The sequence below is a fragment of the Streptomyces sp. NPDC017202 genome (assembly GCF_044331705.1).
In the GTDB taxonomy this organism is placed as follows: Bacteria; Actinomycetota; Actinomycetes; order Streptomycetales; family Streptomycetaceae; genus Streptomyces.
Genome location: NZ_JBIRNP010000003.1, coordinates 91,059 through 117,395, shown reverse-complemented (window position 1 = coordinate 117,395; position 26,337 = coordinate 91,059). Strand labels below are relative to the sequence as shown.

At 73.4% G+C, this 26,337-nt stretch carries 23 protein-coding genes; 12 read left to right on the top strand and 11 right to left on the bottom strand.

The features are described from left to right. Positions 1-266 precede the first annotated feature (266 nt). Complete coding sequence (locus tag ACH4N1_RS08135) at positions 267-1,457, top strand: zinc-dependent alcohol dehydrogenase (protein WP_398095428.1); 1,191 nt, start codon at positions 267-269, stop codon at positions 1,455-1,457. An 86-nt stretch (positions 1,458-1,543) separates the two neighbouring features. On the opposite strand, the gene ACH4N1_RS08130 is transcribed toward ACH4N1_RS08135, so the two are convergent. Both ACH4N1_RS08130 and ACH4N1_RS08125 read right to left on the bottom strand, forming a co-directional pair. Continuing rightward, positions 1,544-3,766, bottom strand: a complete 2,223-nt coding sequence (locus ACH4N1_RS08130; RefSeq protein ID WP_398095426.1) for an OmpL47-type beta-barrel domain-containing protein — start codon at positions 3,764-3,766, stop codon at positions 1,544-1,546. Beyond that, on the bottom strand, positions 3,763-6,276 hold the full coding sequence (locus ACH4N1_RS08125; protein ID WP_398095424.1) for a ThuA domain-containing protein: 2,514 nt from the start codon (positions 6,274-6,276) through the stop codon (positions 3,763-3,765). Before ACH4N1_RS08125 ends, ACH4N1_RS08130 begins: the two co-directional genes overlap by 4 nt. A gap of 198 nt (positions 6,277-6,474) precedes the next feature. Between ACH4N1_RS08125 and ACH4N1_RS08120 the strand changes: the two genes are divergently transcribed. Together ACH4N1_RS08120 and ACH4N1_RS08115 are read left to right on the top strand one after the other, a co-directional pair. Then, positions 6,475-7,440, top strand: a complete 966-nt coding sequence (locus ACH4N1_RS08120; RefSeq protein WP_398095422.1) for a multicopper oxidase domain-containing protein — start codon at positions 6,475-6,477, stop codon at positions 7,438-7,440. 107 nt (positions 7,441-7,547) lie between these two features. Next, the gene (locus ACH4N1_RS08115) at positions 7,548-8,588 is read left to right on the top strand and encodes a LacI family DNA-binding transcriptional regulator (RefSeq protein ID WP_398095421.1); all 1,041 of its coding nucleotides are present in this window, start codon (positions 7,548-7,550) and stop codon (positions 8,586-8,588) included. Between the two features lie 48 nt (positions 8,589-8,636). Here ACH4N1_RS08115 and ACH4N1_RS08110 read toward each other — a convergent pair whose 3' ends face one another. Further along, the gene (locus tag ACH4N1_RS08110; protein WP_398095419.1) at positions 8,637-9,428 is read right to left on the bottom strand and encodes a VOC family protein; all 792 of its coding nucleotides are present in this window, start codon (positions 9,426-9,428) and stop codon (positions 8,637-8,639) included. 237 nt (positions 9,429-9,665) lie between these two features. Here ACH4N1_RS08110 and ACH4N1_RS08105 point away from each other — a divergent pair, with 237 nt between their 5' ends. Further along, on the top strand, positions 9,666-9,911 hold the full coding sequence (locus tag ACH4N1_RS08105) for a WhiB family transcriptional regulator (RefSeq protein ID WP_398095417.1): 246 nt from the start codon (positions 9,666-9,668) through the stop codon (positions 9,909-9,911). A 243-nt stretch (positions 9,912-10,154) separates the two neighbouring features. Here the strand turns inward: ACH4N1_RS08105 and ACH4N1_RS08100 are convergent, their stop codons facing one another. The 4 genes from ACH4N1_RS08100 to ACH4N1_RS08085 all read right to left on the bottom strand — a co-directional run bounded on the left by ACH4N1_RS08100 (position 10,155) and on the right by ACH4N1_RS08085 (position 14,791). Next, positions 10,155-11,132 (bottom strand): acyl-ACP desaturase, encoded by a 978-nt coding sequence (locus tag ACH4N1_RS08100; protein ID WP_398095415.1) that lies wholly within the window; start codon positions 11,130-11,132, stop codon positions 10,155-10,157. A gap of 236 nt (positions 11,133-11,368) precedes the next feature. Beyond that, positions 11,369-12,145, bottom strand: a complete 777-nt coding sequence (ddaH, locus tag ACH4N1_RS08095) for a dimethylargininase (protein ID WP_398095413.1) — start codon at positions 12,143-12,145, stop codon at positions 11,369-11,371. 319 nt (positions 12,146-12,464) lie between these two features. Continuing rightward, a complete protein-coding gene (locus ACH4N1_RS08090; protein WP_398095411.1) occupies positions 12,465-14,087 on the bottom strand; it encodes an ABC-F family ATP-binding cassette domain-containing protein in 1,623 nt (540 codons plus the stop codon). 287 nt (positions 14,088-14,374) lie between these two features. Next, entirely contained in the window at positions 14,375-14,791 is a 417-nt protein-coding gene (locus ACH4N1_RS08085; protein WP_382793372.1) for an SsgA family sporulation/cell division regulator, read from the bottom strand. Between the two features lie 296 nt (positions 14,792-15,087). Here ACH4N1_RS08085 and ACH4N1_RS08080 point away from each other — a divergent pair, with 296 nt between their 5' ends. Further along, positions 15,088-16,242: a WD40/YVTN/BNR-like repeat-containing protein gene (locus ACH4N1_RS08080; RefSeq protein WP_398095410.1), complete on the top strand. Its 1,155-nt coding sequence runs from the start codon at positions 15,088-15,090 to the stop codon at positions 16,240-16,242. Between the two features lie 50 nt (positions 16,243-16,292). Then, complete coding sequence (locus ACH4N1_RS08075) at positions 16,293-16,619, top strand: plasmid stabilization protein (protein WP_398095408.1); 327 nt, start codon at positions 16,293-16,295, stop codon at positions 16,617-16,619. A 17-nt stretch (positions 16,620-16,636) separates the two neighbouring features. Here ACH4N1_RS08075 and ACH4N1_RS08070 read toward each other — a convergent pair whose 3' ends face one another. Then, entirely contained in the window at positions 16,637-16,933 is a 297-nt protein-coding gene (locus tag ACH4N1_RS08070; RefSeq protein WP_398095406.1) for a YciI family protein, read from the bottom strand. A gap of 50 nt (positions 16,934-16,983) precedes the next feature. Here ACH4N1_RS08070 and ACH4N1_RS08065 point away from each other — a divergent pair, with 50 nt between their 5' ends. Further along, positions 16,984-17,679 carry an endonuclease V gene (locus ACH4N1_RS08065; protein ID WP_398095404.1) on the top strand — a complete coding sequence of 232 codons (696 nt, stop codon included), beginning with the start codon at positions 16,984-16,986 and terminating at the stop codon, positions 17,677-17,679. On the opposite strand, the gene ACH4N1_RS08060 is transcribed toward ACH4N1_RS08065, so the two are convergent. After that, positions 17,655-17,843, bottom strand: coding sequence for a hypothetical protein (locus tag ACH4N1_RS08060; RefSeq protein WP_398095402.1), 189 nt, complete (start codon positions 17,841-17,843; stop codon positions 17,655-17,657). The genes ACH4N1_RS08065 and ACH4N1_RS08060 overlap by 25 nt on opposite strands. Before the next feature lie 215 nt (positions 17,844-18,058). Here ACH4N1_RS08060 and mmpA point away from each other — a divergent pair, with 215 nt between their 5' ends. After that, complete coding sequence (mmpA, locus tag ACH4N1_RS08055; protein ID WP_094102551.1) at positions 18,059-18,205, top strand: morphogenic membrane protein MmpA; 147 nt, start codon at positions 18,059-18,061, stop codon at positions 18,203-18,205. Positions 18,206-18,338: 133 nt separating this feature from the next. On the opposite strand, the gene ACH4N1_RS08050 is transcribed toward mmpA, so the two are convergent. Then, the gene (locus tag ACH4N1_RS08050; RefSeq protein ID WP_398095400.1) at positions 18,339-19,517 is read right to left on the bottom strand and encodes a saccharopine dehydrogenase family protein; all 1,179 of its coding nucleotides are present in this window, start codon (positions 19,515-19,517) and stop codon (positions 18,339-18,341) included. A 203-nt stretch (positions 19,518-19,720) separates the two neighbouring features. On the opposite strand from ACH4N1_RS08050, the gene ACH4N1_RS08045 reads away from it, so the two are divergent. The 3 genes from ACH4N1_RS08045 to ACH4N1_RS08035 are packed head-to-tail and all read left to right on the top strand — an operon-like array spanning position 19,721 to position 24,341. Beyond that, positions 19,721-20,896 (top strand): CaiB/BaiF CoA transferase family protein, encoded by a 1,176-nt coding sequence (locus ACH4N1_RS08045; protein WP_398095399.1) that lies wholly within the window; start codon positions 19,721-19,723, stop codon positions 20,894-20,896. Continuing rightward, positions 20,893-22,107: an acetyl-CoA C-acetyltransferase gene (locus tag ACH4N1_RS08040; protein ID WP_398095398.1), complete on the top strand. Its 1,215-nt coding sequence runs from the start codon at positions 20,893-20,895 to the stop codon at positions 22,105-22,107. The genes ACH4N1_RS08045 and ACH4N1_RS08040 overlap by 4 nt, the downstream gene beginning before the upstream one ends. 41 nt (positions 22,108-22,148) lie before the next feature. Further along, positions 22,149-24,341 carry a 3-hydroxyacyl-CoA dehydrogenase NAD-binding domain-containing protein gene (locus tag ACH4N1_RS08035; protein ID WP_398095397.1) on the top strand — a complete coding sequence of 731 codons (2,193 nt, stop codon included), beginning with the start codon at positions 22,149-22,151 and terminating at the stop codon, positions 24,339-24,341. Positions 24,342-24,387: 46 nt separating this feature from the next. Here ACH4N1_RS08035 and ACH4N1_RS08030 read toward each other — a convergent pair whose 3' ends face one another. After that, positions 24,388-25,110 carry a MerR family transcriptional regulator gene (locus ACH4N1_RS08030; RefSeq protein WP_398095395.1) on the bottom strand — a complete coding sequence of 241 codons (723 nt, stop codon included), beginning with the start codon at positions 25,108-25,110 and terminating at the stop codon, positions 24,388-24,390. Between the two features lie 293 nt (positions 25,111-25,403). On the opposite strand from ACH4N1_RS08030, the gene ACH4N1_RS08025 reads away from it, so the two are divergent. Next, positions 25,404-26,327, top strand: coding sequence for a PfkB family carbohydrate kinase (locus ACH4N1_RS08025; RefSeq protein ID WP_398095393.1), 924 nt, complete (start codon positions 25,404-25,406; stop codon positions 26,325-26,327). Positions 26,328-26,337 lie beyond the last annotated feature (10 nt).

Here is a 26,337-nt window from a genome sequence, read left to right as displayed (position 1 = left end):
CCGTTCCGTGACCTGATTGTGCGCTTGTCGACTTGTCGGTGGCCACCCCCGACCGTCCCTGATCGCGTGCGCCCCGCGGGCCGGTCGGCCCGGCCGGCGCCGAGCCGCCGGCCGGGGGCCGATCGGCTGACCGGCGGGCCGGCTGACCGGCGGGCCGGTCGCTCGGTGCGGCGCGGTTCGGATCCGGGGCGCCGGGTACCCGGCCCGCACTCCGGGATCCGCCCCGGCACGGCGGGCCCCGAACTCGCTGGAGGGAGCACGGCACGATGAAGGCAGTGACCTGGCAGGGAAAGCGGGACGTACGGGTGGACACCGTGCCCGACCCGGTGATCCAGGAACCGACGGACGCCGTCATCCGCGTCACGTCCACCGGACTGTGCGGCTCCGACCTGCACCTCTACGAGGTGCTCACCCCGTTCATGACCCCCGGCGACATCCTCGGCCACGAACCCATGGGCATCGTCGAGGAGGTCGGCGCCGGCGTCGTCGACCTCAGCGTCGGCGACCGGGTCGTCGTGCCCTTCCAGATCGCCTGCGGCGACTGCTGGATGTGCCTCAACTCCCTGCCCACCCAGTGCGAGACCACCCAGGTCACCGCCGAGGGCATGGGCGCTGCCCTGTTCGGTTACACCCGCCTGTACGGCGCGGTGCCCGGCGGCCAGGCCGAGTACCTGCGCGTCCCGCAGGCCCAGTACGGCCCGATCAAGGTGCCCGAGGGCCCGCCCGACGACCGCTTCGTCTACCTGTCCGACGTCCTGCCCACCGCCTGGCAGGCGGTGGAGTACGCCGACGTCCCCGAAGGCGGCAGCGTCGCCGTGCTGGGCCTCGGACCCATCGGCGACATGGCCTGCCGCGTCGCCCAGGTGCGCGGCGCCGGGCGGGTGTTCGGCGTGGACCTCGTCGGCGACCGGCTGCGCCGGGCCCGCGCGCGGGGCGTGGAGACGTACGACCTCCGGAGCTTCGACAGCGAGAAGGAACTGGTCGCCGCGATCCGCGACGAGACCGACGGACGCGGCCCGGACGCCGTGATCGACGCCGTCGGCACCGAGGCGCACGGCAGCACGGTCGCCCGCCTGATCCAGAACGCGTCCGCCCTGCTGCCGAACAAGGTGAGCGGCCCCCTCGCCGAACGGTTCAGCGTCGACCGGCTCGCCGCCCTCCACACCGCCATCGAGCTGGTCCGCCGCGGCGGCACGCTCTCCCTGACCGGCGTCTACGGCGGCATGGCCGACCCGCTGCCCATGCTCACCATGTTCGACAAGCAGATCCAGATCCGGATGGGCCAGGCCAACGTGCGGCGCTGGGTCGACGACATCCTTCCCTACCTCACCGAGGAGGACCCGCTCGGCGTCGACGACTTCGCCACCCACCGCATCCCGCTGGCGGACGCCCCCAAGGCGTACGAGATGTTCCAGCAGAAGCGGGACGGGGCCGTGAAGATCCTGATGACGCCGTGAGGCCGGTGACCTGAGCCCGGTGCCGGGGGCGCCGCCGTCCACGGCGACGCCCCCGTACCCGCGGGACCCCTACAGGCCCTCGATGCCTACAGGTCCTTGATCCGGATGTCCCGGTACGACACCACGTCCGTCGTGCCGTGCACCTGGAGGCCCAGATAGCCGGAGGCGAACCGCCGCCCGTCCGTGCCCGGATCGTCCGCCCGCGGCGGCGAGAACTCCTGTCCGCCGGTGTTGTCGAACTCGTTGATCAGCACACCGTTGCGGAACACCGAGTAGTGCTGGCCGACCACCCGGATCTCGTAGTCGTTCCAGGTGCCCTTCTGGGTCACGCCGGCCCCGGCCAGGCCCACCCGGTCGAAGCCGTAGACCGAACCGGTCTTGTACAGGTCGCCGTCGGGCCGGTCCAGCACCTGCACCTCGTGCCCGTACTTGATGGCCGCCCACTCCGGACGCGGCTCCTCGGCCTGGCCGTGGATCCACGGGAAGCGCACGAACACACCGGAGTTGGCGTTCCCGGTGCCCGGCGCGTCGTCCCGCCACTGCAACCGCAGCGAGAAGTCGCCGTACTTGCGCTGCGGGAACCACAGCATCCCGAGACCGTCCCGCGTGGTGCCCGAGGTGATGGAGCCGTCGCCGTTCGGGGCGAAGGAGCCGCCGCCCACGTGCTCCCACCGGGCGAGGGACTCCGCACTGCCGTCCATGATCGTGCGGTAGCCCCCGGTCTGCCCCGGCCTGCCGATCCCGGACGCGCGGGCCGCGTCGAGGACGGCGCCGTGCTCCCGCTCGTCGACGACCCCGCCGCGCAGCAGCCCGTCCAGCACGGTCCGCACGTGCTTGAGGAACAGGGCGTGCGACGTCCACTCCCGCTCGTCCTCGATCAGCTCGTTGATCCGGCACCGGTTGTCGGTCACCCGGTTCGGCACCCCGCTGTCGACCGTGCCGACGATCACCGTCGACCGCTCGTCCCACTCGGGGCAGGCGGGCGCGGGCACCCCGCCGCCGGCCGCCACCGCGAAGCTCACGCTGCGCGCCGCGGCGGTGTTGCCCGCCTTGTCGCTCGCCCGGTACGCCACCGTGTGGGTGCCGGCCCGGTCGACGACCACCGGTGCGCCGTACGCCAGGTAGGGCCCGCCGTCGAGCGAGTACTCGACGGCCGCGACCCCGGAGCCGCCCTCGTCGCTCGCGCTGACGGTGACGCGGGCGTTGCCGACATAGGCGCCCGCGGAGTTGCGCGTGCCCTCGACGGTCACGCCGGTGACCGGGGGAGTGGTGTCCCGCGGGGGCGCGGCGACCACCGTGAACGTGACGCTCTTCTCGGCCGACGCGTTGCCCGCCCTGTCGACGGCCCGGTAGCGGACGGTGTGGGTGCCGACCTGGTGGATCATGACGGGGGCGGTGTACGGGGTCCAGTCGTCCGCCGTGCCGACCGCGTACTGGATGCGGTCGACGCCCGACCCCGTGTCGGACGCCGTGACCGTGACGGTCGCCATGTCGACATAGCTCCCGTCGGTGTTCCGCTCCCCGCTCACCGTTGCCGAGGTCTCCGGAGGGGCGGTGTCGTCGGAGGGCGGGGGAGCCACGGTGAACGCCACGCTCTTCTCGGCGGAGACGTTGCCCGCCTTGTCGAAGGCGCGGTGGCGGAGCGTGTGGCCGCCGACCCGGTCGACGACCACGGGCGCGGTGTACGGCAGCCAGTCGCCCGTGGCGTCGACGGCGTACTGGATCCTGTCGATCCCCGACCCGCCGGCGTCGTCGGTCGCCGTGACCGTCACGCTCGCCGACCCCACGTACGCGCCCTCGGCGTTCTGCACCCCGCTCACCCGCGCCGTCGTCTCCGGCGCGGTGGTGTCCTCGCCGCCGCCCTCGGTCACCACGAGGACGCCCTGCATCTGGCCGTGCCCGGGGATCGTGCAGTGGTAGAGGTAGCGGCCCGGAGAGAGCGTGACCTCGGCGGTGTGCCGGCCGCCCTTGTCGTCGTTCGGGTTGGCCAGGACGTTCAGCTGGACGTCGTCGTTGAACTCGGGGTCGTTCGTCACGAACGTCAACGTGTGCGGCATCCCCGTGGTGTTGCCGGTCGCCGCGCTGTTCTCGAAGACGACCGTCGCCGGTCCCGCCACCGCCGTCGTCGGCGCCGTCGTGTACCGGGTGATGTCGTCGCCCGCCGTCCAGGTCAGCACCTGCGCGGCCGCGGCGCGCGGCCCGGGGGGCAGGCCCTGCCCGGGCCGCGCGGCGCTCGGCACGGCCAGCGGACCGAGCACCGTCAGTACGGCGGCCAGCAGCGCCGTCCACACGCTCCGTCGCCCCGTCACCGCGTCCCCCTCACCAGTTGCCCCGCGGCCGGGGTCGGCCCGCCGCCGGTGTACGTGACCCGCCACAGTGCCGACTTGGCGTCGGAGGTGAAGAAGCCGCGCCCGTAGTCGAGGACGTAGAGCGCGCCGTCCGGACCGAACTTCCAGTCCATGAGGTTCTTGATGCCGTCGTTGCCGACCGGCACGATTTTCTTCAACGACTCGGAGTGCACCGGCAGTCCCCCGTCGCCCTGGGTCGCCGGGTTCATCAGCACCGCGTCACGCGGCTGTTCGCCGTCGTAGAAGTCGCCGACGAACCACTTGCCGTCCCAGTAGGCGGGCCACTTGGCCGGGTTCGCGTTCGCCGCGTCGTAGCGGTAGACGGGCCCGTTCATGGCGGCCTGACCGCCGCCCTTCAGCCACGGCAGCAGGTAGCGGGCCTCCTCCTGCCTGTACGACGGGACACCGTTCGCGTCCCGCGGATAGTCCGGGGCGCCGCCCTGGGGCGAGTACCAGATGTTGTTGCCGGTGACCGGCGGCAGGTCGACCAGACCGTCGTTGTTCGGCGACTCGTTCTTCGGGTGGTCGCAGTCGTACCAGCCGAGCGGCTGCGTCGGGTCCGGCAGGTTGCGGTCGCGGTAGGGCTGCTTGTCGCCCATGCAGTACGGCCAGCCCCGGTTGGACGCCTTGGTGATGACGGCGAACGTGTCGTACTTGGCGGGGCCCCACGTCGTCGACGGGGCGCTCGCGTCCGGGCCCACCCAGCCCGCGTACAGGATGTCCGTCCGCCGGTCGACGGAGATGCGGGCCGGGTTGCGGACCCCCATCACGTAGATCTCGCCGCGCGTCTTGCCGCCGCCCTCGTCGGTCTCCCGGCCGGTGAAGAGGTTGCCCTCGGGGAGCGTGTACGTGCCGTCCGGCTCCGGGTGGACGCGCAGGATCTTGCCGTTGAGGTTGTTGGTGTTCCCGGCGGTGCGGCGCGCGTCGGCGAAGGAGAGACCCCTGTAGTTCGGCTGCGGGTTGTTGCCGGAGTAACCGCCGCTGAAACCGCTGGAGTTGTTGTCGCCGGTCGCGATGTACAGGTTGCCCTTGGAGTCCCAGGCCATCCCGCCGCCGGCGTGGCAGCAACTGTGCACCTGCACCGGCCACTTCAGCAGCACCTTCTCGCTGCCGAGGTCCAGTCTGTCCGTGGCGGGGTCGAGCGTGAAACGGGAGACGCGCCGCTCGGCCGTCCGCTTCTCGCGGTCGAGCCCCGCGTGGGGCGTGTAGTGCAGGTACACCCAGCCGTTCTCCTCGAACCGCGGGTCCAGCTCGATGCCGAGCAGCCCTTCCTCGACCTTGACCAGCTCGTCACCGCCGCCCTTGTTGCCGAACACGGTCAACGCGCCCGCCAGGGTCACCTTCCCGGTCGCCGGGTCGTAGACGTGGACCTCGCCCTCGCCCTTGCCGACGTCCGGATCGTTCCAGTCGGTGATCACGGGCCGGGAGGAGTCGGCGCCGCCGCGACCGATGTACAGCACCCGGCCGTCGGGCGCCGTGACCAGGCCGTGCGGCTCACCGATCTGGTCGTTGCGGCCCGGCTGGTTGGGCCGGGTCAGCCGTTCGGCCCTGTAGTTCGCCGCGATGGTCGCCTTGCAGTCGGCCTGCGCCAGCCGGGTCGTCCACAGCAGCGCGCCCCGCAGGTGCGCGCGGAAGTCCGTCTCGTCGTACGAGGACGCCGTGCCGCCCATGCCCGTGTAGAAGGACCGGCCGCCGTCGTAGTCCCGGCACCAGCTGATCGGGTGGTCGGCGCCGTTGGCGCTCGCGCCCGGCCGGTACGTCGCCTCGCGCACCCGGGCGACGGTGTGCACGGTGCCGGAGGGATTGCGCGTCCAGTTCGGCCACCGGTCGGGGCGCTTCCACTCGACGGGGAGGTCCTTCCCGGCCGGGTGCCGACGGTCGCCCACCTCGACGGTGGCCCGCTGCACGGCCGTCGGACCGTTCGCCGCCGGGCGGGCGCCGATCAGACCGGTGAACCAGTCCGAGTACGGTTCCGCGCGCGCCGCGTCATGGAGGCCGACGAAACCGCCGCCCGCCTCCATGTAGGCCTCCAGGCCCGCCTCCTGCTCGGGATCGAGCACGTCGCCGCCCCCGGTCAGGAACACGACGGCGTTGTAGCCGCCCAGCCGCGCCCCGTCGGTGAAGACCGAGGCGTCGTCGGTGGCCTCGACCTCGAAGCGCTGGTCCGCCGCACCGGTGAGGCCGATGTCCTCGATCGCCTCGATGCCGGCGTCGACGACCGGCGACTCCTCCCCGGCGGCCGCGGAGCCGTGGAAGACGAGGACGTTCACCCCCGGACCGCCCGGCGGCGACTTCACGGACATCGTTGTCAGCGGCGGTTCCGGCGCCGGGCGCGCCTGCGCGGCGGGACCCGACAGCAGCCCGGCGGTGACGGCCCCGGCGGCCACGGCGGCCACCCTGGCCCGTCTCCCGCGGCGTCCGGCCCGGCGCGCACCGCTCACCCTCGTCGTGCTCAACCCTCGTAAGTGCATGGGCACCTCCCTGGTCACAGCGACAGCGCCAAGGAAGCTAGACCCCTTTGCCCGGCCCGCCAATACCAATGACCGCAATGGCACGAACTTTGTCCTGGGTGTGGATGAACGGCGCGGCGACCGGTACCGTCACACGGGCTCATCACGGACGTCACCGGTACGCCTCCACAAGTCCCTCGTCAGGATGGGGAGTTCCGCATGGACAGACGCGGTTTCAACCGGCGGGTGCTGCTCGGCGGCGCCGCGGCGGCGACATCGTTGTCACTGGCCGCCTCCCGGGCCGCCGGTGCCGGCACCCCGGCCGCGACGGCCCCGGCCGGCGGCCAGGTGCGGCACCTCAGGCTGTACGCCGAGAAGCTCCCCGACGGGCAGCTCGGCTACGGGTTCGAGAAGGGCCGGGCCACGATCCCGGGCCCGCTGATCGAGGTGAACGAGGGCGACACCGTCCACATCGAGTTCGAGAACACCCTGGACGTGCCGGCGAGCCTGCACGTGCACGGCCTCGACTACGAGACCTCCAGCGACGGCACGGCGCTGAACCACAGCGACGTGGAACCGGGCGGCTCGCGCACCTACACCTGGCGCACCCACCTGCCCGGCCGCCGCGCGGACGGCACCTGGCGGGCCGGCAGCGCGGGCTACTGGCACTACCACGACCACGTCGTCGGCACGGAACACGGCACCGGCGGCATCCGCAAGGGCCTCTACGGACCGGTGATCGTCCGGCGCAAGGGCGACGTCCTGCCCGACGCCACCCACACGATCGTCTTCAACGACATGACGATCAACAACAGGCCCGCCCACGGCGGCCCGGACTTCGAGGCCGTCGTGGGCGACCGCGTCGAGTTCGTGATGATCACGCACGGCGAGTACTACCACACCTTCCACCTGCACGGACACCGCTGGGCCGACAACCGCACCGGCATGCTCACCGGCCCGGACGACCCCAGTCAGGTCGTCGACAACAAGATCGTCGGCCCGGCCGACTCCTTCGGCTTCCAGGTGATCGCGGGGGAGGGCGTGGGCGCCGGCGCGTGGATGTACCACTGCCATGTGCAGAGCCACTCCGACATGGGGATGGTGGGCCTGTTCCTGGTGCGCAAACCGGACGGCACGATCCCCGGGTACGAGCCCCACCACCCCCACGAGCCCCACGAGCACTGACGGACCCCGGGCGGCGGCCCGCCGCCCCCGGCAGCGAGAGCGCTCCCGCCTCCTCCCCGCGCGCCGCGGCTATCCTGAGCCGCACCGCACCGAGGAGGAGCCCCGAAGTGAGCGACACAGCGCCCCGTCCCACGCTGGAGGCAGTGGCCGCGCGGGCGGGGGTCTCGCGGGCGACCGTCTCACGGGTCGTCAACGGCGGTGACGGGGTCCGCGAGCCGCTCGTCGAGCGGGTCCGGCGCGCGGTGGACGAACTCGGGTACGTCCCCAACCAGGCCGCGCGCAGCCTGGTGACACGGCGGCACGACGCCGTCGCCGTCGTCATCGCCGAGCCCGAGACCCGGGTCTTCGCCGACCCCTTCTTCGCCCTGCAACTGCGCGGCATCAGCAAGGAGCTGACCGCTCACGACAACCAACTCGTGCTGCTGCTCACCGAGGGCCGCGACGACCACGTCCGGGTCGCCCGCTATCTCGCCGGGGGCCACGTCGACGGCGCCCTCGTCTTCTCCCTCCACGTCGACGACCCGCTCCCCGGACTGATCCGGGGCGCCGGGGTGCCGACGGTGTTCGGCGGCCGCCCCGGCTGGGGCGACGGCACGCACGACGTCAGGTACGTGGACAGCGACAACCGGGGCGGCGCCCGGGAGGCCGTACGGCATCTCGTCGGACTCGGCCGCACCCGCGTCGCGCACATCACCGGGCCACTGGACCAGACCTCCGCGGCGGACCGGCTCCAGGGCTTCCGGGACGTGAGGGGGGACGCCGACCCGCGGCTCGTGGTGGAGAGCGACTTCACCCCCGGCGGTGGTGAACGCGCCATGCGCGAGCTCCTCGACCGCTGCCCGGACGTCGACGCCGTGTTCGCCGCCAACGACCTCACCGCCTCGGGCGTCCTGCGCGTGCTGCGGGAACGCGGACTGCGGGTGCCCGAGGACGTCGCCGTGGTCGGCTTCGACGACATGGTGCCGCTGGCCGAACAGACCGACCCGCCCCTGACCACGGTCCGTCAGGACATCGAGGAGATGGGCCGCGCCATGACCCGCCTCCTGCTGCGCGGCCTGCGCGGCCTCGACCGCCGCGACACCGGGGAGCCCGCCGCCCCGAACGGCCTGGTCCTGCCGACCACCCTGGTGCGCCGCGCCTCCGCGTAGTACGGGCCGGCTCCGGACGGCAGGCTCACGGCACGCCGCCCCGCGCCCTCACCCGACCCGTGGTTCGCTCCTGATCACCGCGAAGCGTGCCCCGTCCGGATCGGCCAGCTTGGCGATCCGGCCCACGCCCGCCACGTCCGCCGGGGCCGTCCGGACACCGCCGCCCAGCTCCTCGGCCCGCGCCGCGACCGCGTCGACGTCCGGCACCTCGACGTAGGGCAGCCAGTACGCCGGGTACGGCGCCTCCGCGGGGTCGTCGGCCAGCGGCACGAACCCGCCGAACATGGACTCCTCGCCCGCCCCGGCCGGGTTCACGCTGGTGTACGTGCCGGTGGGGAAGGGAACGCCCGCGGTCTCCAGGCCCAGGGTGGCGTGGTAGAAGGCGGCCGCCGCGGCGATGTCCGGGGTGTACAGCTCGACCCAGTACAGCGAGCCCGGCTCACCCGCCACGTCCACGCCCTCGAGCCGGCCCGGCTGCCAGACGCCGAAGGGCACCCCCGCCGGGTCGGCGATGAGCGCCATCGTGCCCCGGTCCATGACCTCCAGCGGCGGGAACAGCACCCTGCCGTGCGCCCGCACGGCCGCCTCGCACGTGGCGTCCGCGTCGGCTGTCCGGAAGTAGACCGTCCACGCCGGCGGGCCCTGCTCCGGAGCGGTCTGCATGCCGCCCGCCGCGGTCCTTCCGTCCAGCTGGAAGAAGCCGTAGCCGCCGGCGTCGGGCCCCGCCGACCGGAACCGCCAGCCGAAGAGGGCGCCGTAGAAGGCGGCCGCGCGGTCGACGTCGGGCGTGCCGATGTCGAGCCAGCTCGGAGCGCCGTTGACGAAACGGGTGGTGAGCATCTTCGCCCTCCTCCTCGGAAGCCCGTTCTCCGCACTGCTTGCGTGCGCTGCCACTGTGCTCTGCCGAGTCTCGCACCGCCCACCGACAACCGCCGCCGGAGCCGGGACGGCGGGCCCGGCGCGCCGCCGTGCGCCGCCGCGTGTCCCCGGGGCACCATCAGTGCGGCCGGGGCCCTGCCGGAGCGCGTATATCCGCCGTTGAGGGAACGTTTTCCGCCGCGCGTCACGATGCTGTCCATGTACACCGACACGATTCCCTCCCCCGAACTCGCCTGGCAGCGGCAGGCCCTGTGCGCACAGACCGGGGCGGACTTCTTCTTCCCGGAACCGGGCAGCTCGGTACGGGAGGCCAAGCGCATCTGCGGCATGTGCGAGATGCGGTCCGCGTGCCTGGACTACGCACTCGCCCACGACGAACGCTTCGGCGTGTGGGGCGGCCTGTCCGAGAAGGAACGCCTGCACCTGCGCCGTGCCTCGCGCTGAACGGGCGGGTGGTGGGGAGCCGGCGCATCCGTACGACCGCATCGCGGGGGTGTGGTCGAGGGGAGTGTGCCGAGGCCGCCGCGTCCTTTGCCCGCGACGGGCGGCCGCGGCGCCGACGTCACCCGACGCCGAGGGGCCGGACGCCGACGCGGTGGCGGCGGGAGGCCGCGGACGGCGAACGGCCCGCACCGGGGGCGTGCTTCCCGGTGCGGGCCGTTCGCGGGGTGCCGCGGTGGCGGTGGGTCAGCCGGCGGCGCGGGCCGCCATGCGGGCCTTGCGGGCCGCCAGCTTCTCGTCGAACTTCAGGGCCTCGGCGTCCAGGCCGCCCATGAACAGACCGAGTTCCTCCTGCGCCTTCAGGCCCTCCGGGCCGAGGCCGTCCAGCTCCAGGACCTTCAGGTGGCGCAGGACGGGCTGGAGCACGTCGTCGTGGTGGATGCGCATGTTGTAGACCTCGCCGATCGCCATCTGCGCCGCCGCCCGCTCGAAGCCGGGGATGCCGTGGCCGGGCATGCGGAAGTTGACGACCACGTCGCGCACCGCCTGCATGGTCAGGTCGGGCGCCAGCTCGAAGGCGGCCTTCAGCAGGTTGCGGTAGAAGACCATGTGGAGGTTCTCGTCGGTCGCGATGCGCGCCAGCATGCGGTCGCAGACCGGGTCGCCGGACTGGTGGCCGGTGTTGCGGTGCGAGATGCGGGTCGCCAGCTCCTGGAAGGCGACGTAGGCCACCGAGTGCAGCATCGAGTGGCGGTTGTCCGACTCGAAGCCCTCGCTCATGTGGGACATCCGGAACGCTTCCAGCTTGTCCGGGTCGACCGCGCGCGAGGTGAGCAGGTAGTCGCGCATCACGATGCCGTGCCGACCCTCCTCCGCCGTCCAGCGGTGCACCCAGGTGCCCCAGGCGCCGTCACGGCCGAACAGCGAGGCGATCTCGTGGTGGTAGCTGGGGAGGTTGTCCTCGGTGAGCAGGTTCACGACCAGCGCGATCCGGCCGATCTCGGTGACCTTCGACTGCTCCTTCTCCCAGGCCTCGCCGTCCTCGAAGAGGCCGGGGAAGTTGCGGCCGTCGCTCCAGGGCACGTACTCGTGCGGCATCCAGTCCTTGGCGACCTTCAGGTGCCGGTTCAGTTCCGTCTCGACCACTTCCTCCAGGGCGTACAGCAGCCGGGCGTCGGTCCAGACGGCGGAGGGGCTGCCGAGGTGCGGGGAGGTGAGCGTCACGGGTACTCCAGGGGGACGTGATGTGAAGCGGACTGCGTCCGGCGAGCGGTGCCGGAACCTAGAACTTACGGGATCGTAGGCTACGAAACCGTAGGTTACGTAGCCGTAGGTTAAGTTCCACGTAAAGACTGCTGATCAGCACCTGTCCCACCGGACGCCCAGGGAGGTTTCCGGGTACCCCGAAGGGCCCCGGGACACGCAGGTCGCGGGGCCGAACCGGTGACGCGTTCACCCGGTCAGGCGTACAGGTCCCGCAGCCGCACCGAGAGGCACGTCACACATCCCTCGAGCTTCTCGAACTCGCCGATGTCGACCACGACGGGCTCGTACCCGAGGTCGGAGAGCAGGTCCGCCGTCTTCGGCGCGCTCGCGGCGATGAGCAGTTTCGGCCCACCGAGCAGCACCACGTGGGCGCCGGCCTCCTCGGGCACCGACAGGAACCGCGGGAACAGCGCCGGCCGGTCCACCTTCGGGATGTGGCCGATCACCGTGCCGTCGGGCAGCGCGGTGACCGCCGACTTCAGGTGCAGCACCTTGCTCACGGGGACGGCCACGACCCGCGCCCCGAGCGGTTCGAAGGCTTCCCGCACCTGCTGGACGCCGGCCGCGTCGGTGCGGCCGCTCCGGCCGACGTAGACCGTGTCGCCGCACTTGAGGACGTCGCCGCCGTCCAGCGTGCCCGGCTCCCAGATCCAGTTGACCGAGCAGCCCAGCCGGGCCACGGCCTCCTCGACCCCGGCGGTCTCCGCGCGCCGGGACTCGGCGCCGGACCGCGCGATCAGGGCGACGTTGCGGTACATCACCACCGTGTCCTCGACGAACACGGCGTCCGGGCAGTCGTCGGCGGGGTCGACCTCGACGGTCTCCCAGCCCGTCGACCGCAGGGCCTCGGCGTAGGCCTCCCACTGCTCCAGGGCGAGGTCCACGTCGACCGTCCCGCGCTCGACGTGCGTCACCAGACCTTCGGCGAGGCGCGGGCCGGGGCGGCGGATGAGGGCCTTCTTGCTGGGCACGTCCAGATCTCCGAATCGGCGGTGGCTGACCGGCGCCGGGTGAGGGGCGCCGGTCAGCCATCATGCAGGGCCGCTCCGCCACGGCGAAACCCTCGCCACCGGGCTGTGGCCCTCCTGAGACCCGCCGCGGCTGGTGTCGCAACAGGCAACGTTTGCCCCGTCGCGGCGCCCGGCACGCCCGCTCGCCGCACCGGCCGAAAGCCCGAGTACGTCCGGTACGAGGGCTTCCGGCCGGCACTCCCCCAGCCTTCGGCCGGGGGACCCCCAGAGCGCGCACCGGACGCCGCTCCTCGACGGGCAGACGTTGCTTGCCGCGGCACTACGCCGGGTCCGCCAGCTCCTGTGCCGAGGTCTCGCGCAGTTCCCCGTCCAGCAGCAGCCAGCGGGTGATCCCGATCGACTCCAGGAACGGCAGGTCGTGGCCGGCCACGATCAGCGCGCCCTCGTAGGACTCCAGGGCGGAGGTGAGCTGCCGCACGCTCGCCATGTCGAGGTTGTTCGTCGGCTCGTCGAGCATCAGCAGCTGCGGCGCGGGTTCGGCCAGCATCAGCGCCGCGAGCGTCGCCCGGAACCGTTCGCCGCCGGACAGCGTCGCCGCCCTCTGGTCGGCGCGGGCGCCCCGGAACAGGAACCGGGCCAGCCGGGCCCGGATCCGGTTGTTGGTGGCGTCCGGCGCGAAGCGGGCCACGTTCTCGGCGACCGTCAGCCCGTCGTCGAGGACGTCCAGCCGCTGCGGCAGGAAACGCAGCGGCACGTGCGCGCGTGCCTCGCCCGCCACCGGGTCCAGCTCCCCGGCGATCGTGCGCAGCAGCGTCGTCTTGCCCGCGCCGTTGCGCCCCACCAGCGCCACCCGCTCGGGCCCGCGCAGGTCGAGACCGCCCTCCACGCGCGCGCCGTACGCGAGCCGCAGGTCCAGCAGGGTGAGCACCTCACGGCCCGGCGGCACGGCCGTGTGGGGCAGGTCGACGCGGATCTCGTCGTCGTCGCGGACCGCCTCGACGGCCTCGTCGAGGCGGTCCCTGGCCTCGGCGAGTTTCTCCTCGTGCAGGATGCGGTGCTTGCCGGCGGACTCCTGCGCCGCCCGCTTGCGCGCCCCCATCACGATCTTCGGCTCGCGTTTCTGGTCCCACATCTTCTGGCCGTACCGCTTGCGCCGGGCCAGTTTCATGTGGGCCTCGGACAGTTCGCGCTTCTGCTTGCGCAGGTCGGACTCCGCGGCGCGCACCATGCGCTCGGCGGCCTCCTGTTCGGTGGCGAGCGCCTGTTCGTAGGCCGAGAAGTTGCCGCCGTACCAGGCCACCTCCCCGGCGCGCAGGTCGGCGATCTGGTCGACGAGTTCGAGCAGTTCCCGGTCGTGGCTGACGACGACCATCACGCCCGGCCAGCCCTCGACGGCCGCGTACAGCCGCCGTCGGGCGTACAGGTCGAGGTTGTTGGTCGGTTCGTCGAGCAGCAGGACGTCCGGCCGGCGCAGCAGCAGCGCGGCCAGCCGCAGCAGGACGGACTCGCCGCCGGACACCTCGCCGACGGTGCGGTCCAGGCCGATGCGGCCGAGTCCGAGTTCGCCGAGGGTGGCCAGGGCGCGTTCCTCGACGTCCCAGTCGTCGCCGAGGGTCTCGAAGTGCTCCTCGGCCCCGTCGCCGCCCTCGATGGCGTGCAGCGCGGCCCGGCGGGCGGCGATGCCGAGGACCTCGTCGACGCGGAGGGAGGTGTCGAGCGTGACGTTCTGCGGGAGGTGGCCGATCTCGCCCGCCGTGCGGACGGTGCCGTCGGAGGGGGTGAGTTCGCCGGCGATCAGCTTCAGCAGGGTCGACTTGCCGGCGCCGTTGACGCCGACGAGTCCGGTCCGGCCGGGACCGAAGGCGACGTCGAGCCCGTCGAGGACGGGGGTGCCGTCGGGCCAGGCGAAGGAGAGGGACGTACAGGTGATCGAAGGTGACAAGGGGGCCTCGCGGTCGCGTGTGCGGTCAGGACGACGCGTGTCGAGACACCGGAGGGCGGCGACCACCGCGGGAGCGGGGGAGCGGGGCCGTGGAGAACGCCACGGGAACCCGTGGGAAGGCCCTGCTCCGCAAGGACGGCTCGAACGCCGAGGTCGCACGCGACGCCCACACCCGTGGGGTGTGCGGCGTGGTGTCTCAGGACCTCAGACGAGCAACGTCCTTCTCCTATCGGCGGCAACAGATGCGTGACAGACCGTAGGAGGCGCCGGGAGGGGCTGTCAACGGATTAAAGGGCGTCCCCCATCAGCTCCGCCAGGTCGCGGTCCAGATCGAGCTGCAGGTGCTCCAGACCGGCCGGCACGAGTTCGCCGGTGGCCTCGAGGAAGCGCCGGATCTCCGCCGAGTGCACGTGCACGATCGCCGTGCCCTCCGGCGCGTGGAACTCCAGCACCGTCCGGTCGTACCCGTACGGCCGCACGCGTACGTCCCCGTCGCCCTCGGCGTCGTGCAGACCCGCGGTGAGCAGGTCGCGGGCGAAGGTCCAGCAGACGTCCACGCCCTCCAGCGTGGCCGGGGCCGGGAAGGTCATGCGGACGGCGAAGGGGTCACGACGGTCGTAGTGCAGCGTGGCGGGGATGCTCTGCATCCGCGGCGCGGCGGCGACCAGGCGCGCCTCGACGGGCTGCTCGATGACGATGGACAACGCCTTGCTCCCTTGTGACGGCGGGGCGGACTACCGGGTGGGTGGGGCCGGACACTGGAAGAGACGCCGGAACCGGCCGATGCGTGCACACACAGTCCGGGTGACCTCGGTCACCGCCTTTCATGCACACGAGTGACCCACCTCTCCTGCCGTGGCCCCGCGGACCGGTGAGGCGACGGAGGGCATCTGGACGCCACCGGGACCGTGGACTAGCTTCCCCCGCCATGAGGCCCTCGGGGAAGACGCGACACACGATCCGCACGGCACGCACGATCCGCACGGCACCCACGATTCGCATGGCACGCACGGCACCGGCGAGGCGCGCGGGGCGGACGGCGGCGGTGGGAGCGGCCTGCGCGGCGGTGCTGGCCGTGCTGACGGCCGTACCCGCGCAGGCGGACGCCACCGGGCAGGCGGACGCCACCGGGCAGGCGCACGCCACCGGGCAGGCGGACGCCACCGGGCGGGCCGGCCACGCGCCCGCCTGGGCGCCCAAGGACACCGGAACCCCGGCCGTCCGCTTCCGCGGGCTGGCCGCGGTCGACCGGGACACCGCCTGGCTGGCGGGTACGCGGGGCACCGTCCTGCGCACCACCGACGGCGGCGCGAGCTGGCGGAACGTCTCCCCGCCCGGCGCCGCCGACCTCCAGTTCAGGGACGTGGAGGCCTTCGACGCGCGGCACGCCGTGGTGCTGGCCATCGGCGAGGGCGAGGCCTCCCGGGTCTATCGCACCGCCGACGGCGGGACGACCTGGACGGAGTCCTTCCGCAACACCGACGCACGGGCCTTCTACGACTGCCTGACCTTCTTCGACCGCCGCCACGGCCTCGCGATGAGCGACCCGGTGGACGGCAGGTTCCGCATCCTGTCCACCAGCGACGGAGGCCGCTCCTGGACGGTGCTGCCGGACGCGGGCATGCCGCCCGCCCTGCCGGGCGAGGCGGGCTTCGCGGCGAGCGGCCAGTGCCTGGTCTCGGCCGGTCCCCGGGACGTGTGGCTGGCCACCGGCGGCGCCGCACGCGCGCGCGTGCTGCACTCCGCGGACCGGGGGCGGACCTGGACGGTCGCCGACGCCCCGATCCCGGCGGGCGACCCCGCGCGCGGGGTGTTCGCGCTCGCCTTCCGCGACCGCGGTCACGGCCTCGCGGTCGGCGGCGACTACCGCGCCGACCAGCCCTCCCCGTCGGCCGCCGCCACGACCGGCGACGCGGGCCGGACCTGGCGGCCCGCCGGCACGCCCCCGCCCGCCTACCGCTCCGGCGTCGCCTGGCTGCCGCACAGCCGCACCGCCGCCCTCGCGGTCGGCCCCACCGGCACCGACCTGACCACCGACGCCGGCCGTACCTGGCGCACCCTCGACACCGGCTCGTACGACACCGTCGACTGCGCCCCGGACCACGGCTGCTGGGCCGCCGGTGAACAGGGGCGGGCGGCACGCCTGGAGAGATGAGCGGTTCGGGGGGTACCCGGGTGGTACGGACACGAGAGGAGTGAGCGCACATGCCACGCGGTTCCAGCCCCGAGCGGGAGCGGCAGTACGAGCACATCAAGGAGAGCGCGCGGGAACGGGGGGAGAGCGCCGGCCGGGCGGAGGAGATCGCCGCCCGCACGGTGAACAAGGAGCGTGCCCGGTCCGGCGAGTCGAAGACCGCGAGCCGCACCTCCACGCAGGACGTGTCGTCCGGCGAGCGGGGCGGACAGCGGTCCGGCAAGGGCTCCGGGGGTCCCACCTACGACCAGCTGTACGAGGAGGCCAAGCGCCGCGGCGTGCACGGCCGTTCGGACATGAACAAGAGCCAGTTGCAGCGCGCCCTGGGCAAGGACTGAGGACGCGGCCGACGCGGTCAGCCCGGCGTCTCCCGGTGCCGCTCCAGCTCGGGAGCCGTCCTGGTCGCCGCGAACTCCGTGACGCGGTACGCGCACACACCGGCCAGGACGAAGGGGTCGCCCGCGGCGATCCCCTCGATCGTGGCGCGGTCCTCCGCGACGGCGAGGATCACGCCGCCCTCGCGGGGGACCTTGCGCCCGGACGCCAGGAACACCCCGCGCGCGTACTGCTCGTCGAGCCAGGCCACGTGGTCCGGCAGGACGGCGTCCACGGCATCCAGGGGTGCCGTGTAGGTCAGTTCCAGTACGAACATGATCGCGAGCCTACGCCGTCCGGGGGAGCCCGCGTAGGCTCGTCCCCACCATGACGACCGTAAGCGTTCCGGCGGGCTGGCCCGCGACCGAGGAGGAGGCCCGCGCCGTCCAGGACGAGCTGCGGGCCCGGGTGGTGCTCGGCGAGGCGGGGCCGCCGCCCGGCACCGGGCGGGTGACCGGCGTCGACGTCGCCTACGACGACGAGCGGGACGTCGTCGCGGCGGCGGCCGTCGTGCTGGACGCGGCGAGCCTCGACGTGATCGCCGAGGCCACCGCCGTGGGCAGGATCTCCTTCCCCTACGTCCCCGGCCTGCTCGCCTTCCGCGAGATCCCCACCGTGCTCGCCGCCCTGGACGCCCTGCCCCGCGAGCCCGGCCTGGTCGTCTGCGACGGCTACGGCCTCGCCCACCCGCGCCGCTTCGGCCTGGCCAGCCATCTCGGCGTCCTCACCGGCCTGCCCACGATCGGCGTCGCCAAGAACCCGTTCGCCTTCTCGTACGCCGATCCGGCCGCCGCGCGCGGATCCGCCGCGCCGCTGCTGGCCGGTGACGAGGAGGTGGGCCGGGCCCTGCGCACGCGCGCGGGCGTCAAGCCGGTCTTCGTCTCGGTCGGCCACCGGGTGAGCCTGGACAACGCCTGCGCCCACGTCCTGGCCCTGACACCGGAGTTCCGCCTGCCGGAGTCGACCCGGCGGGCGGACGCGCTGTGCCGCAGGGCGCTTCAGGAGGCGACCACCCGCCACTGACCGACCTCGCGGTACTCCGAGTCGTACACCGGCGACCCGTCGCCGGGATCCAGGGCGTAGTGACCGAGGTTCCCGCCCCAGTACCTCAGAACGCGGCCCAGTTCACGGGCCCGCTCCTCGGCCGACGCCCCCTCGTCGACGGCGACTTCGAGAACGAACTTCACGCCGCTCACCTCCCTCCGCTCGCGCCCTTCCATCGTTTCATTGAACCGCCCTGTGAAACCTGGCCGCCCGACGGCCCAGGAGGCGAGGGGAGGGATGCGCCGGAAGCCTCAACCGGGGGTCGGCGCGGGGTGGTCGGGGTCCATGAGGTCCGTGCGCATCGAACTGAGTACCCGTACGGATGTGAGGTCCGGCGGACTCCGGGCAGTCTGACCATATGACGACACACCGAGCCCCGAAGCCCCTCGCCGACCCCGACCGGCCCGTCGAGCGCGCCGTGAACGCCGCGCTGGTCCTCGCCGTCCTGGCCGGACTCGGCTGGATCGCCGGGATGATCTACACGCTGGTGGAGTGGCCGGTCTAGCGCACGACCCGTCGAAAGGCCCCGGACCGCAAGGATCCGGACCACAAGGCTCCGAACCGGAAGGCTCCGGACCGCAAGGCCCGGGAGCGGACGGCCCGGGAGCGGTACCGGAAGGCCGGGGACCGGCCCGCCGTCAGCGGCTCGCCGCCACCCGGAAGCGGATGCCCGCCGCGCGCAGCCGCCCGGTCAGCGCGTCGCCCATCGCCACCGCCGTCGTGACCTGCCCGGCCGTCTCCGGCAGGTCGTCGAGGGCCAGGGCCAGCGCGGCCTCGGCGAGCATCTTCGCCGTCTCGTCGTAGCCGGGATCCCCGCCGGAGACCTCCGTGCACACCCGCCGGCCGCCGCCCTCGCCCACGAACCGGACGGAGAACCAGCTGCGCGCCCGCTTCTCGGCGCTCGGGCCCTTCCCGGGCTTCAGCCGGTCCGACAGCCACCGCCGGGCGGGCGGCACCTGTGCGGCGGCGAGCAGCGCGCCGACGGCCGCGGTCCCGCCCAGCGCGACGGGCAGCCGTCGTACGGCCGCGTAGTGGCGGTAGCGGAAGTCGGGGCCGTAGCGCTCCAGGGCCCTCGCCGACCGGCGCACGATCTGCGGGTCGATCGTCGGCAGGGGCAGCGCCCAGGCGCCGACCTCCGGCGCGAACCGGGGCGTCCCCAGCGGTGCCGTGGCCCGGCGGCCCATCAGCCGCGGCTCGTGCCGGTGCCGTTCGCGGGCCGCGGCCGCCAGCTGCCGGCCGCGGGCGAACTGACCGAGCGCGGAGGCGAACGTCCCGCCCGAGAACGCGGCGTCGACGGTGACGTAGCCGTCCACCGTCAGGGGCACGCCCTCCGGCAGCTGCCGGACGGTGAAGTACGCGCCCAGGTCGTGCGGGACCGAGTCGAACCCGCACGCGTGCACCAGCCGGGCGCCCGTCTCCCGTGCGCGGGCGTCGTGCCGCACGTACGTCAGGTCCACGAACTCCGGCTCGCCGGTGAGGTCGAGGTAGTCGGTGCCGGCGTCCGCGCAGGCGGCCACCAGCTCCTCGCCGTACGTCACGTAGGGGCCGACGGTCGTGGCGACCACGCGCGCGTGGCCGGCGAGCGCGCGCAGCGAGGCCGGGTCGGACACGTCAGCGCGCAGCACACCGGGCTCCGCGCCGCCCGGCAGCCGGTCGCGCAGCCGCCGCAGCCGCTCCTCGTCGCGGCCGGCGATCGCCCAGCGCAGGTCCCCGGGCGCGTGGGCGGCCAGGTACTCCGCGGTGAGCGTCCCGACGAAGCCGGTGGCCCCGAAGAGCACGATGTCGTAGGGACGGTCCGTCGTTTTCAGCCTGCTCATGACACTCCTTGGTCCCGCAGCCCGTGCCGCTGTCGCCGGCTGAGGCTAGCGTGAGGACGGCGGGGCCCGCCGACCGCGGTGCCGGGGAACGACGCCGGCCCCCGGAAACTGGCCAAGCGCTTGCTCGCCATGTCTTGTGTCCGCTGGAACACGTTCTTAGCATCACTGGTGTTACATCGGTTGTGTCACAGCGAGGGAGCCGGATGACGACGACGGCAGACACAGCGGGGCCCGGCCCGCTCGCCGGGGTGCGCGTGGTCGAGCTGGCCGGCATCGGGCCCGGTCCCTTCGCGGCCATGCTGCTGGCCGACCTCGGCGCCGACGTCGTCCGCGTGGACCGCCCCGGCGGCCCCTCCCTCGGCATCGACCCGGACCACGACGTCACCAACCGCAACAAGCGCTCGGTGCTCGTCGACCTCAAGGCACCGGACGGCCCCGCGCGCGTGCTCGACCTCGCCGCCCGCGCCGACGTCCTCATCGAGGGCAACCGCCCCGGCGTCGCCGAGCGCCTCGGCGTCGGCCCCGAGGCCTGCCACGCCCGCAACCCCCGGCTGGTCTACGGCCGGATGACCGGCTGGGGCCAGGACGGCCCCCTCGCCCGGCGCGCCGGCCACGACATCACCTACATCGCCCTCACCGGCACCCTCGGCATGATCGGCACCCCCGGCACGCCCCCGCCCGCCCCCGCCAACCTCCTCGGCGACTACGCCGGCGGCTCCCTCTACCTCGTCGTCGGCGTCCTCGCCGCGCTGCACCACGCGCGCGCCACCGGCACCGGACAGGTCGTCGACGCCGCCGTCGTCGACGGCACCGCCCACCTCTCCGCCATGATCCACGGCATGCTCTCCGCCGGCAGCTGGCAGGACCGCCGCGCCGCCAACCTCCTCGACGGCGGCTGCCCCTACTACGGCACCTACGAGACCGCCGACGGCGGCCACATGGCCGTCGGCGCGCTGGAACCGCGCTTCTACGACGAGTTCGTCCGGCTCCTGGGCCTCGACGACTTCGCCGACGCCCGCACGGACTGGACCCGTTGGGGCGAGCTGCGCGAGGCCGTCGCGGCCGGCTTCGCCTCCCGCACCCGCGCGGAGTGGACGGCCGTCTTCGCGGACACCGACGCGTGCGTGGCGCCCGTGCTGTCGCTGCACGAGGCCCCGCACCACCCGCACCTGGCCGCCCGCGGCACCTTCACCGACCACGGCGGCCTCACCCAGCCCGCTCCCGCCCCCCGCTTCTCCGCCACCCCGACGGCCGTGCGCAGCGGGCCCGCGCGGCCCGGCGCCGACACCGCCGCCGTGGCCCGCGACTGGGGCGTGCCCCGGCTCACCGACCCCCGAGACACCCAGCCCCCCGACCCTCACCGAAAGGCCTCCCCGTGAGCACCGAAGCGTACGTGTACGACGCGATCCGCACCCCGCGCGGGCGCGGCAAGGCAGGCGGCGCCCTGCACGGCACGAAGCCCATCGACCTCGTCGTCGGGCTCATCCACGAGCTGCGCGGGCGCTTCCCGGACCTGGACCCGGCGGCGATCGACGACATCGTGCTGGGCGTCGTCGGGCCGGTCGGCGACCAGGGCTCCGACATCGCGAGGATCGCCGCCATCGCCGCCGGACTGCCCGACACCGTGGCGGGCGTGCAGGAGAACCGCTTCTGCGCCTCCGGTCTCGAAGCCGTCAACCTGGCCGCCATGAAGGTCCGTTCCGGCTGGGAGGACCTCGTCCTCGCGGGCGGCGTGGAGTCCATGTCGCGGGTGCCGATGGCCTCCGACGGCGGCGCCTGGTTCAACGACCCGATGACCAACCTCGCCGTGAACTTCGTGCCGCAGGGCATCGGCGCCGACCTCATCGCCACCATCGAGGGCTTCTCGCGCCGGGACGTCGACGAGTACGCCGCCCTCTCCCAGGAGCGGGCGGCCACCGCCGTCAAGGAGGGTCGCTTCGACCGCTCGCTCGTGCCGGTGAGGGACCGCAGCGGCCTCGTCGTCCTCGACCACGACGAGCACCCGCGCCCCGGCACCACCGCCGACTCCCTCGCCCGGCTGAAGCCCTCCTTCGCCGACATCGGCGAACTGGGCGGCTTCGACGCGGTGGCGCTGCAGAAGTACCACTGGGTGGAGAAGATCGACCACGTCCACCACGCGGGCAACTCCTCCGGCATCGTCGACGGCGCCTCGCTCGTCGCCGTCGGCAGCAAGGCGGCCGGCGAGCGCAACGGCCTCACCCCGCGGGCCCGGATCGTCTCCGCGGCCGTCTCCGGCTCCGAGCCCACCATCATGCTCACCGGGCCCGCGCCCGCCACCCGCAAGGCGCTGGCCAAGGCCGGACTGACCATCGACGACATCGATCTCGTCGAGATCAACGAGGCCTTCGCCGCCGTCGTCCTGCGCTTCGCCCGGGACATGGGGCTGTCCCTGGACAAGGTCAACGTCAACGGCGGCGCGATCGCCCTCGGCCACCCCCTCGGCGCCACCGGCGCCATGATCCTCGGCACCCTCGTCGACGAACTGGAACGCCAGGACAAGCGCTACGGCCTCGCCACCCTCTGCGTCGGCGGCGGCATGGGCATCGCCACGATCGTCGAACGCGTCTGACCACCCCGGCGGAACCAAGAGACTGCTACGGAGACCCTGTCATGACACAGAGCACCACCATCCGCTGGGAACAGGACCGCACCGGCCTCGTCACCCTCGTCCTCGACGACCCCGACCAGTCCGCCAACACCATGAACCAGGCGTTCCGCGCCTCGCTCGCGCGGGTCGCCGACCGTCTGGAGGCCGAGAAGGACACCGTCCGGGGCGTCATCGTCACCTCCGCGAAGAAGACCTTCTTCGCGGGCGGCGACCTGCGCGACCTGATCCGCGTCACCCCCGACACCGCCCAGGAGCTGTTCGACGGCGGCCTGGAGATCAAGCGCAACCTGCGCCGCATCGAGACCCTCGGCAAGCCCGTCGTCGCCGCCCTCAACGGCGCCGCCCTGGGCGGCGGTTACGAACTCGCCCTCGCCTGCCACCACCGCGTCGCCCTCGACGCGCCCGGCTCGAAGATCGGCTGCCCCGAGGTCACCCTCGGACTGCTCCCCGGCGGCGGCGGCGTCGTGCGCACGGTCCGCCTGCTCGGCATCGCGGACGCCCTCCTCAAGGTCCTCCTCCAGGGCACCCAGTACAGCCCGCGGCGCGCCCTGGAGAACGGCCTGGTCGACGAGGTCGCCGACACCCACGAGGAGATGCTCGACAAGGCCCGCGCCTTCATCGACGCCCACCCCGAGTCGCAGCAGCCCTGGGACCGGCCCGGCTACCGCATCCCCGGCGGCACCCCCGCCCACCCCAAGTTCGCGGCGAACCTGCCCGCCTTCCCCGCCACCCTGCGCAAGCAGACCGGCGGCGCCCCCTACCCGGCGCCGCGGGGCATCCTCGCCGCCGCCGTCGAGGGCGCCCAGGTCGACTTCGAGACCGCCCAGGTCATCGAGGCCCGCTACTTCGTGGAACTGGCCGCCGGACAGACGTCGAAGAACATGATCCAGGCGTTCTTCTTCGACCTCCAGGCCGTCAACTCCGGGGTCAGCCGGCCCCGGGGCGTCGAGCCCCGCCAGGTCCGCAGGGCGGCCGTCCTCGGCGCCGGGATGATGGGCGCCGGCATCGCCTACGCGTGCGCCCGCGCGGGCATCGACGTCGTCCTCAAGGACGTCTCCCTCGAAGCGGCCCTCAAGGGCAAGGCGTACTCCGAGAAGCTCTGCGCCAAGGCGGTCTCCCGCGGCCGCACCAGCCAGGAGAAGGCGGACGCCCTCCTCGCCCGCATCACGCCCACCGCGGACCCGCAGGACCTGGCCGGCTGCGACGCCGTCATCGAGGCCGTCTTCGAGGACACCTCGCTCAAGCACAAGGTGTTCCAGGAGATCCAGCACATCGTCGAGCCCGACGCCCTGCTCTGCTCCAACACCTCCACCCTGCCCATCACCGTCCTCGCCGAGGGCGTCGAGCGGCAGGGCGACTTCGTGGGGCTGCACTTCTTCTCGCCCGTCGACAAGATGCCGCTCGTCGAGATCATCAAGGGCGAGCGCACCGGCGACGAGGCCCTCGCCCGTGCCTTCGACCTGGTCCGGCAGATCAAGAAGACGCCGATCGTCGTCAACGACTCGCGCGGCTTCTTCACCTCCCGGGTCATCGGCCACTTCATCAACGAGGGCGTCGCCATGGTCGGCGAGGGCATCGAGCCCGCGTCCGTGGAGCAGGCGGCCGCCCAGGCCGGCTACCCGGCCAAGGTCCTGTCCCTCATGGACGAGCTGACCCTCACCCTGCCGCGAAAGATCCGCAACGAGTCGAAGCGGGCCGTCGAAGAGGCCGGCGGCACCTGGCCCGGCCACCCCGCCGAGGCCGTCATCGACCGCATGGTCGACGAGTTCGGCCGCACCGGCCGCAGCGGGGGAGCGGGCTTCTACGACTACGACGAGGACGGGAAGCGGACCGGACTGTGGCCGGGCCTGCGCGAGCACTTCACCCGCGACGGCGCGCGGAGCCCCTCCGCGACCGTGCCTTTCGAGGACATGCAGGAACGCATGCTGTTCTCCGAGGCCCTCGACACCGTCCGCCTCCTGGAGGAGGGCGTCCTGACGTCCGTCGCCGACGCCAACATCGGCTCCCTGTTCGGCATCGGCTTCCCCGGCTGGACCGGCGGCGTCCTGCAGTACATCAACGGCTACGACGGCGGCCTGCCCGGATTCGTGGCACGCGCGCGTGAACTCGCCGAGCGCTACGGCGACCGCTTCACCCCGCCCGCGCTGCTGGTGGCCAAGGCGGAGAAGGGCGAGACCTTCACGGACGCCCGCTGAGCGGTCCGCCCGTCACGGGGAGCCGCACCTCGCGGGGATCCGCCGGTCACGGGGAGCCGTCGGTCTCCGGCGGCTCCCCGAGCCACTCCCGCACCTCCTCGGTCAGCGACCGCTGGAAGGCCGTCAGCAGCGCCTGCACGACCAGCGGCTGCATGTGCGCCGACAGCGACCGCACCGCCCGCGCGTCCCGCTCCGCCACGTCCTCGCGGAGCAGCCGCGACAGCTCGTGGGCCGCCGCCCGCGCATGGTCCACCAGGACGGTGCGGGCCGCGAGGATCGCCTCCTGCGACAGCGCTACGTCGAGGAGGCGGACGCCCAGCCTGAGCAGCCCGGCGTCGACGCGGTACGCGCCGTCGCCGGCCCGCTCGCCCAGCACGCCCATGGCGGTCAGCCGCGCCACGTCCTCGTCGTCCAGCGCCCGCCCCGCCCGCCGCTCGAGCTCCTCCCGCGACACCGTCTCCACGGCGTCCGGCGCCCAGGACGCCACCACCGCCCGGTGCACGGCCAGGTCACGGGCGTCGAGGCCGGGCGGCAGCCGGTCCAGGTAGCGCTCGATCGCCGCCAGCGTCAGGCCCTGCCGCTGAAGTTCCTCGATCAGCGCGAGGCGCGCGAGGTGCTCCTGCCCGTACCGCCCCACCCGGCGCGGACCGATCACCGGCGGCGGCAGCAGCCCCTTGGTGCTGTAGAACCGCACCGTCCGCACGGTGACCCCCGCACGAGCGGCCAGCTCGTCGACCGTGAGGGCCGGCTCCTCGGTCTCGATCGTCATGTGCAGCAGTATCGCTGTCACACCAGTGCTGTGAAACCCGTGCCCACGCCCCGGAGACCACCTCGTGCGCGGGGACCCTCCGCGACGCGTGCCGTCGAACGGCCGCACCGGCCCACGGAGCACCACGGCCGCGGGCCCGGAACAGGGCGATCACTCAACCCCCTTACGCCCGGCGGAACGCTAGGCTGCGGTCCGGCCGCCGGCAAGCGGTCCCGCGTGGAGCCGCTCGTCGCCGGGCGGCTCCCGGCACGAGGGACCGCCGCCACGGTCCACGACCACGGGGAGGGGCAGAAGTGAGCCGGGACAGTCGGGACATCGACGTGCTCGTGCTGGGCGGCGCGGGGGTGGACACCATCGTGCACGTGCCGGAGCTGCCGCTCCCGTACGCCGACAGCTACATGATCGACAGCGGGGTCCGCACCCGCGCGGGACAGACGGGCGACTTCGTCGCGCTGGGGCTGAGCAGCCTCGGCCTGCGCACCCACCACCTGGACTTCCTCGGCGACGACCCCGAGGGCGACCTGGTGCGCGCCCTGCACGAGGACCGGGACATCGCCCTCACCGCGGTCCCGCAGCCCGCCGGCACCAAGCGCGCGGTCAACCTGGTCGGCCCGGACGGCAGGCGCCTCTCCCTGTACGACACCAGCCGCGCCCACCCCGACGACCGGTTCCCGGACGACACCCTGCGGACCCTCGCCGGCGCCAGCCGGCACGCGCACGTGTCCATCACCCAGCCCTGCGCCCACGCCCTGCCCGCCCTGCGCGAGAGCGGCGTGAGCCTCTCCACCGACCTGCACAACTGGGACGGCGAGAACCCCTACCACGAGTCGTTCGCGCACACCGCCGACGTCGTCTTCCTCTCCACGACCGCCCTGGCCGACCCCGAGCGCACCATGCGCCGCATCGCCGAACGGGGCCGCGCCGAGGCGGTCGTCGCCACGGCCGGCGCCGAGGGCGCGTACCTGCTGGCCGACGGCGAGCTGACCCACGTACCGCCCGTGACGCCCCCGGCCCCGGTGGTGGACAGCAACGGCGCCGGCGACGCCTTCGCCGCCGCCTTCCTCTACGGCCGCCTCACCGGCGAACCCCCGCACCGGTGCGCCCGGTACGGCGCGGTCGCGGGGGCGTACGCCTGCACGGTCCCCTCCACGCAGGCGGCCGCCATCGGCCGCGACGAACTCCTCGCCGGGGCGGACCGGGAGAGCCCCGCCCGCTGAGCCGCCCGCA

Coding starts and splice junctions, on each gene's coding strand:
- ACH4N1_RS08030 (WP_398095395.1), bottom strand. CDS start 25,110: ATGACGATCGAGACCGAGGAGCCGGCCCTCACGGTCGACGAGCTGGCC.
- ACH4N1_RS08045 (WP_398095399.1), top strand. CDS start 19,721: ATGACGACGACGGCAGACACAGCGGGGCCCGGCCCGCTCGCCGGGGTG.
- mmpA (WP_094102551.1), top strand. CDS start 18,059: ATGACGACACACCGAGCCCCGAAGCCCCTCGCCGACCCCGACCGGCCC.
- ACH4N1_RS08080 (WP_398095410.1), top strand. CDS start 15,088: ATGGCACGCACGGCACCGGCGAGGCGCGCGGGGCGGACGGCGGCGGTG.
- ACH4N1_RS08110 (WP_398095419.1), bottom strand. CDS start 9,428: ATGCTCACCACCCGTTTCGTCAACGGCGCTCCGAGCTGGCTCGACATC.
- ACH4N1_RS08125 (WP_398095424.1), bottom strand. CDS start 6,276: ATGCACTTACGAGGGTTGAGCACGACGAGGGTGAGCGGTGCGCGCCGG.
- ACH4N1_RS08050 (WP_398095400.1), bottom strand. CDS start 19,517: ATGAGCAGGCTGAAAACGACGGACCGTCCCTACGACATCGTGCTCTTC.
- ACH4N1_RS08065 (WP_398095404.1), top strand. CDS start 16,984: ATGACGACCGTAAGCGTTCCGGCGGGCTGGCCCGCGACCGAGGAGGAG.
- ACH4N1_RS08120 (WP_398095422.1), top strand. CDS start 6,475: ATGGACAGACGCGGTTTCAACCGGCGGGTGCTGCTCGGCGGCGCCGCG.
- ACH4N1_RS08135 (WP_398095428.1), top strand. CDS start 267: ATGAAGGCAGTGACCTGGCAGGGAAAGCGGGACGTACGGGTGGACACC.
- ACH4N1_RS08070 (WP_398095406.1), bottom strand. CDS start 16,933: ATGTTCGTACTGGAACTGACCTACACGGCACCCCTGGATGCCGTGGAC.
- ACH4N1_RS08035 (WP_398095397.1), top strand. CDS start 22,149: ATGACACAGAGCACCACCATCCGCTGGGAACAGGACCGCACCGGCCTC.
- ACH4N1_RS08105 (WP_398095417.1), top strand. CDS start 9,666: ATGTACACCGACACGATTCCCTCCCCCGAACTCGCCTGGCAGCGGCAG.
- ACH4N1_RS08075 (WP_398095408.1), top strand. CDS start 16,293: ATGCCACGCGGTTCCAGCCCCGAGCGGGAGCGGCAGTACGAGCACATC.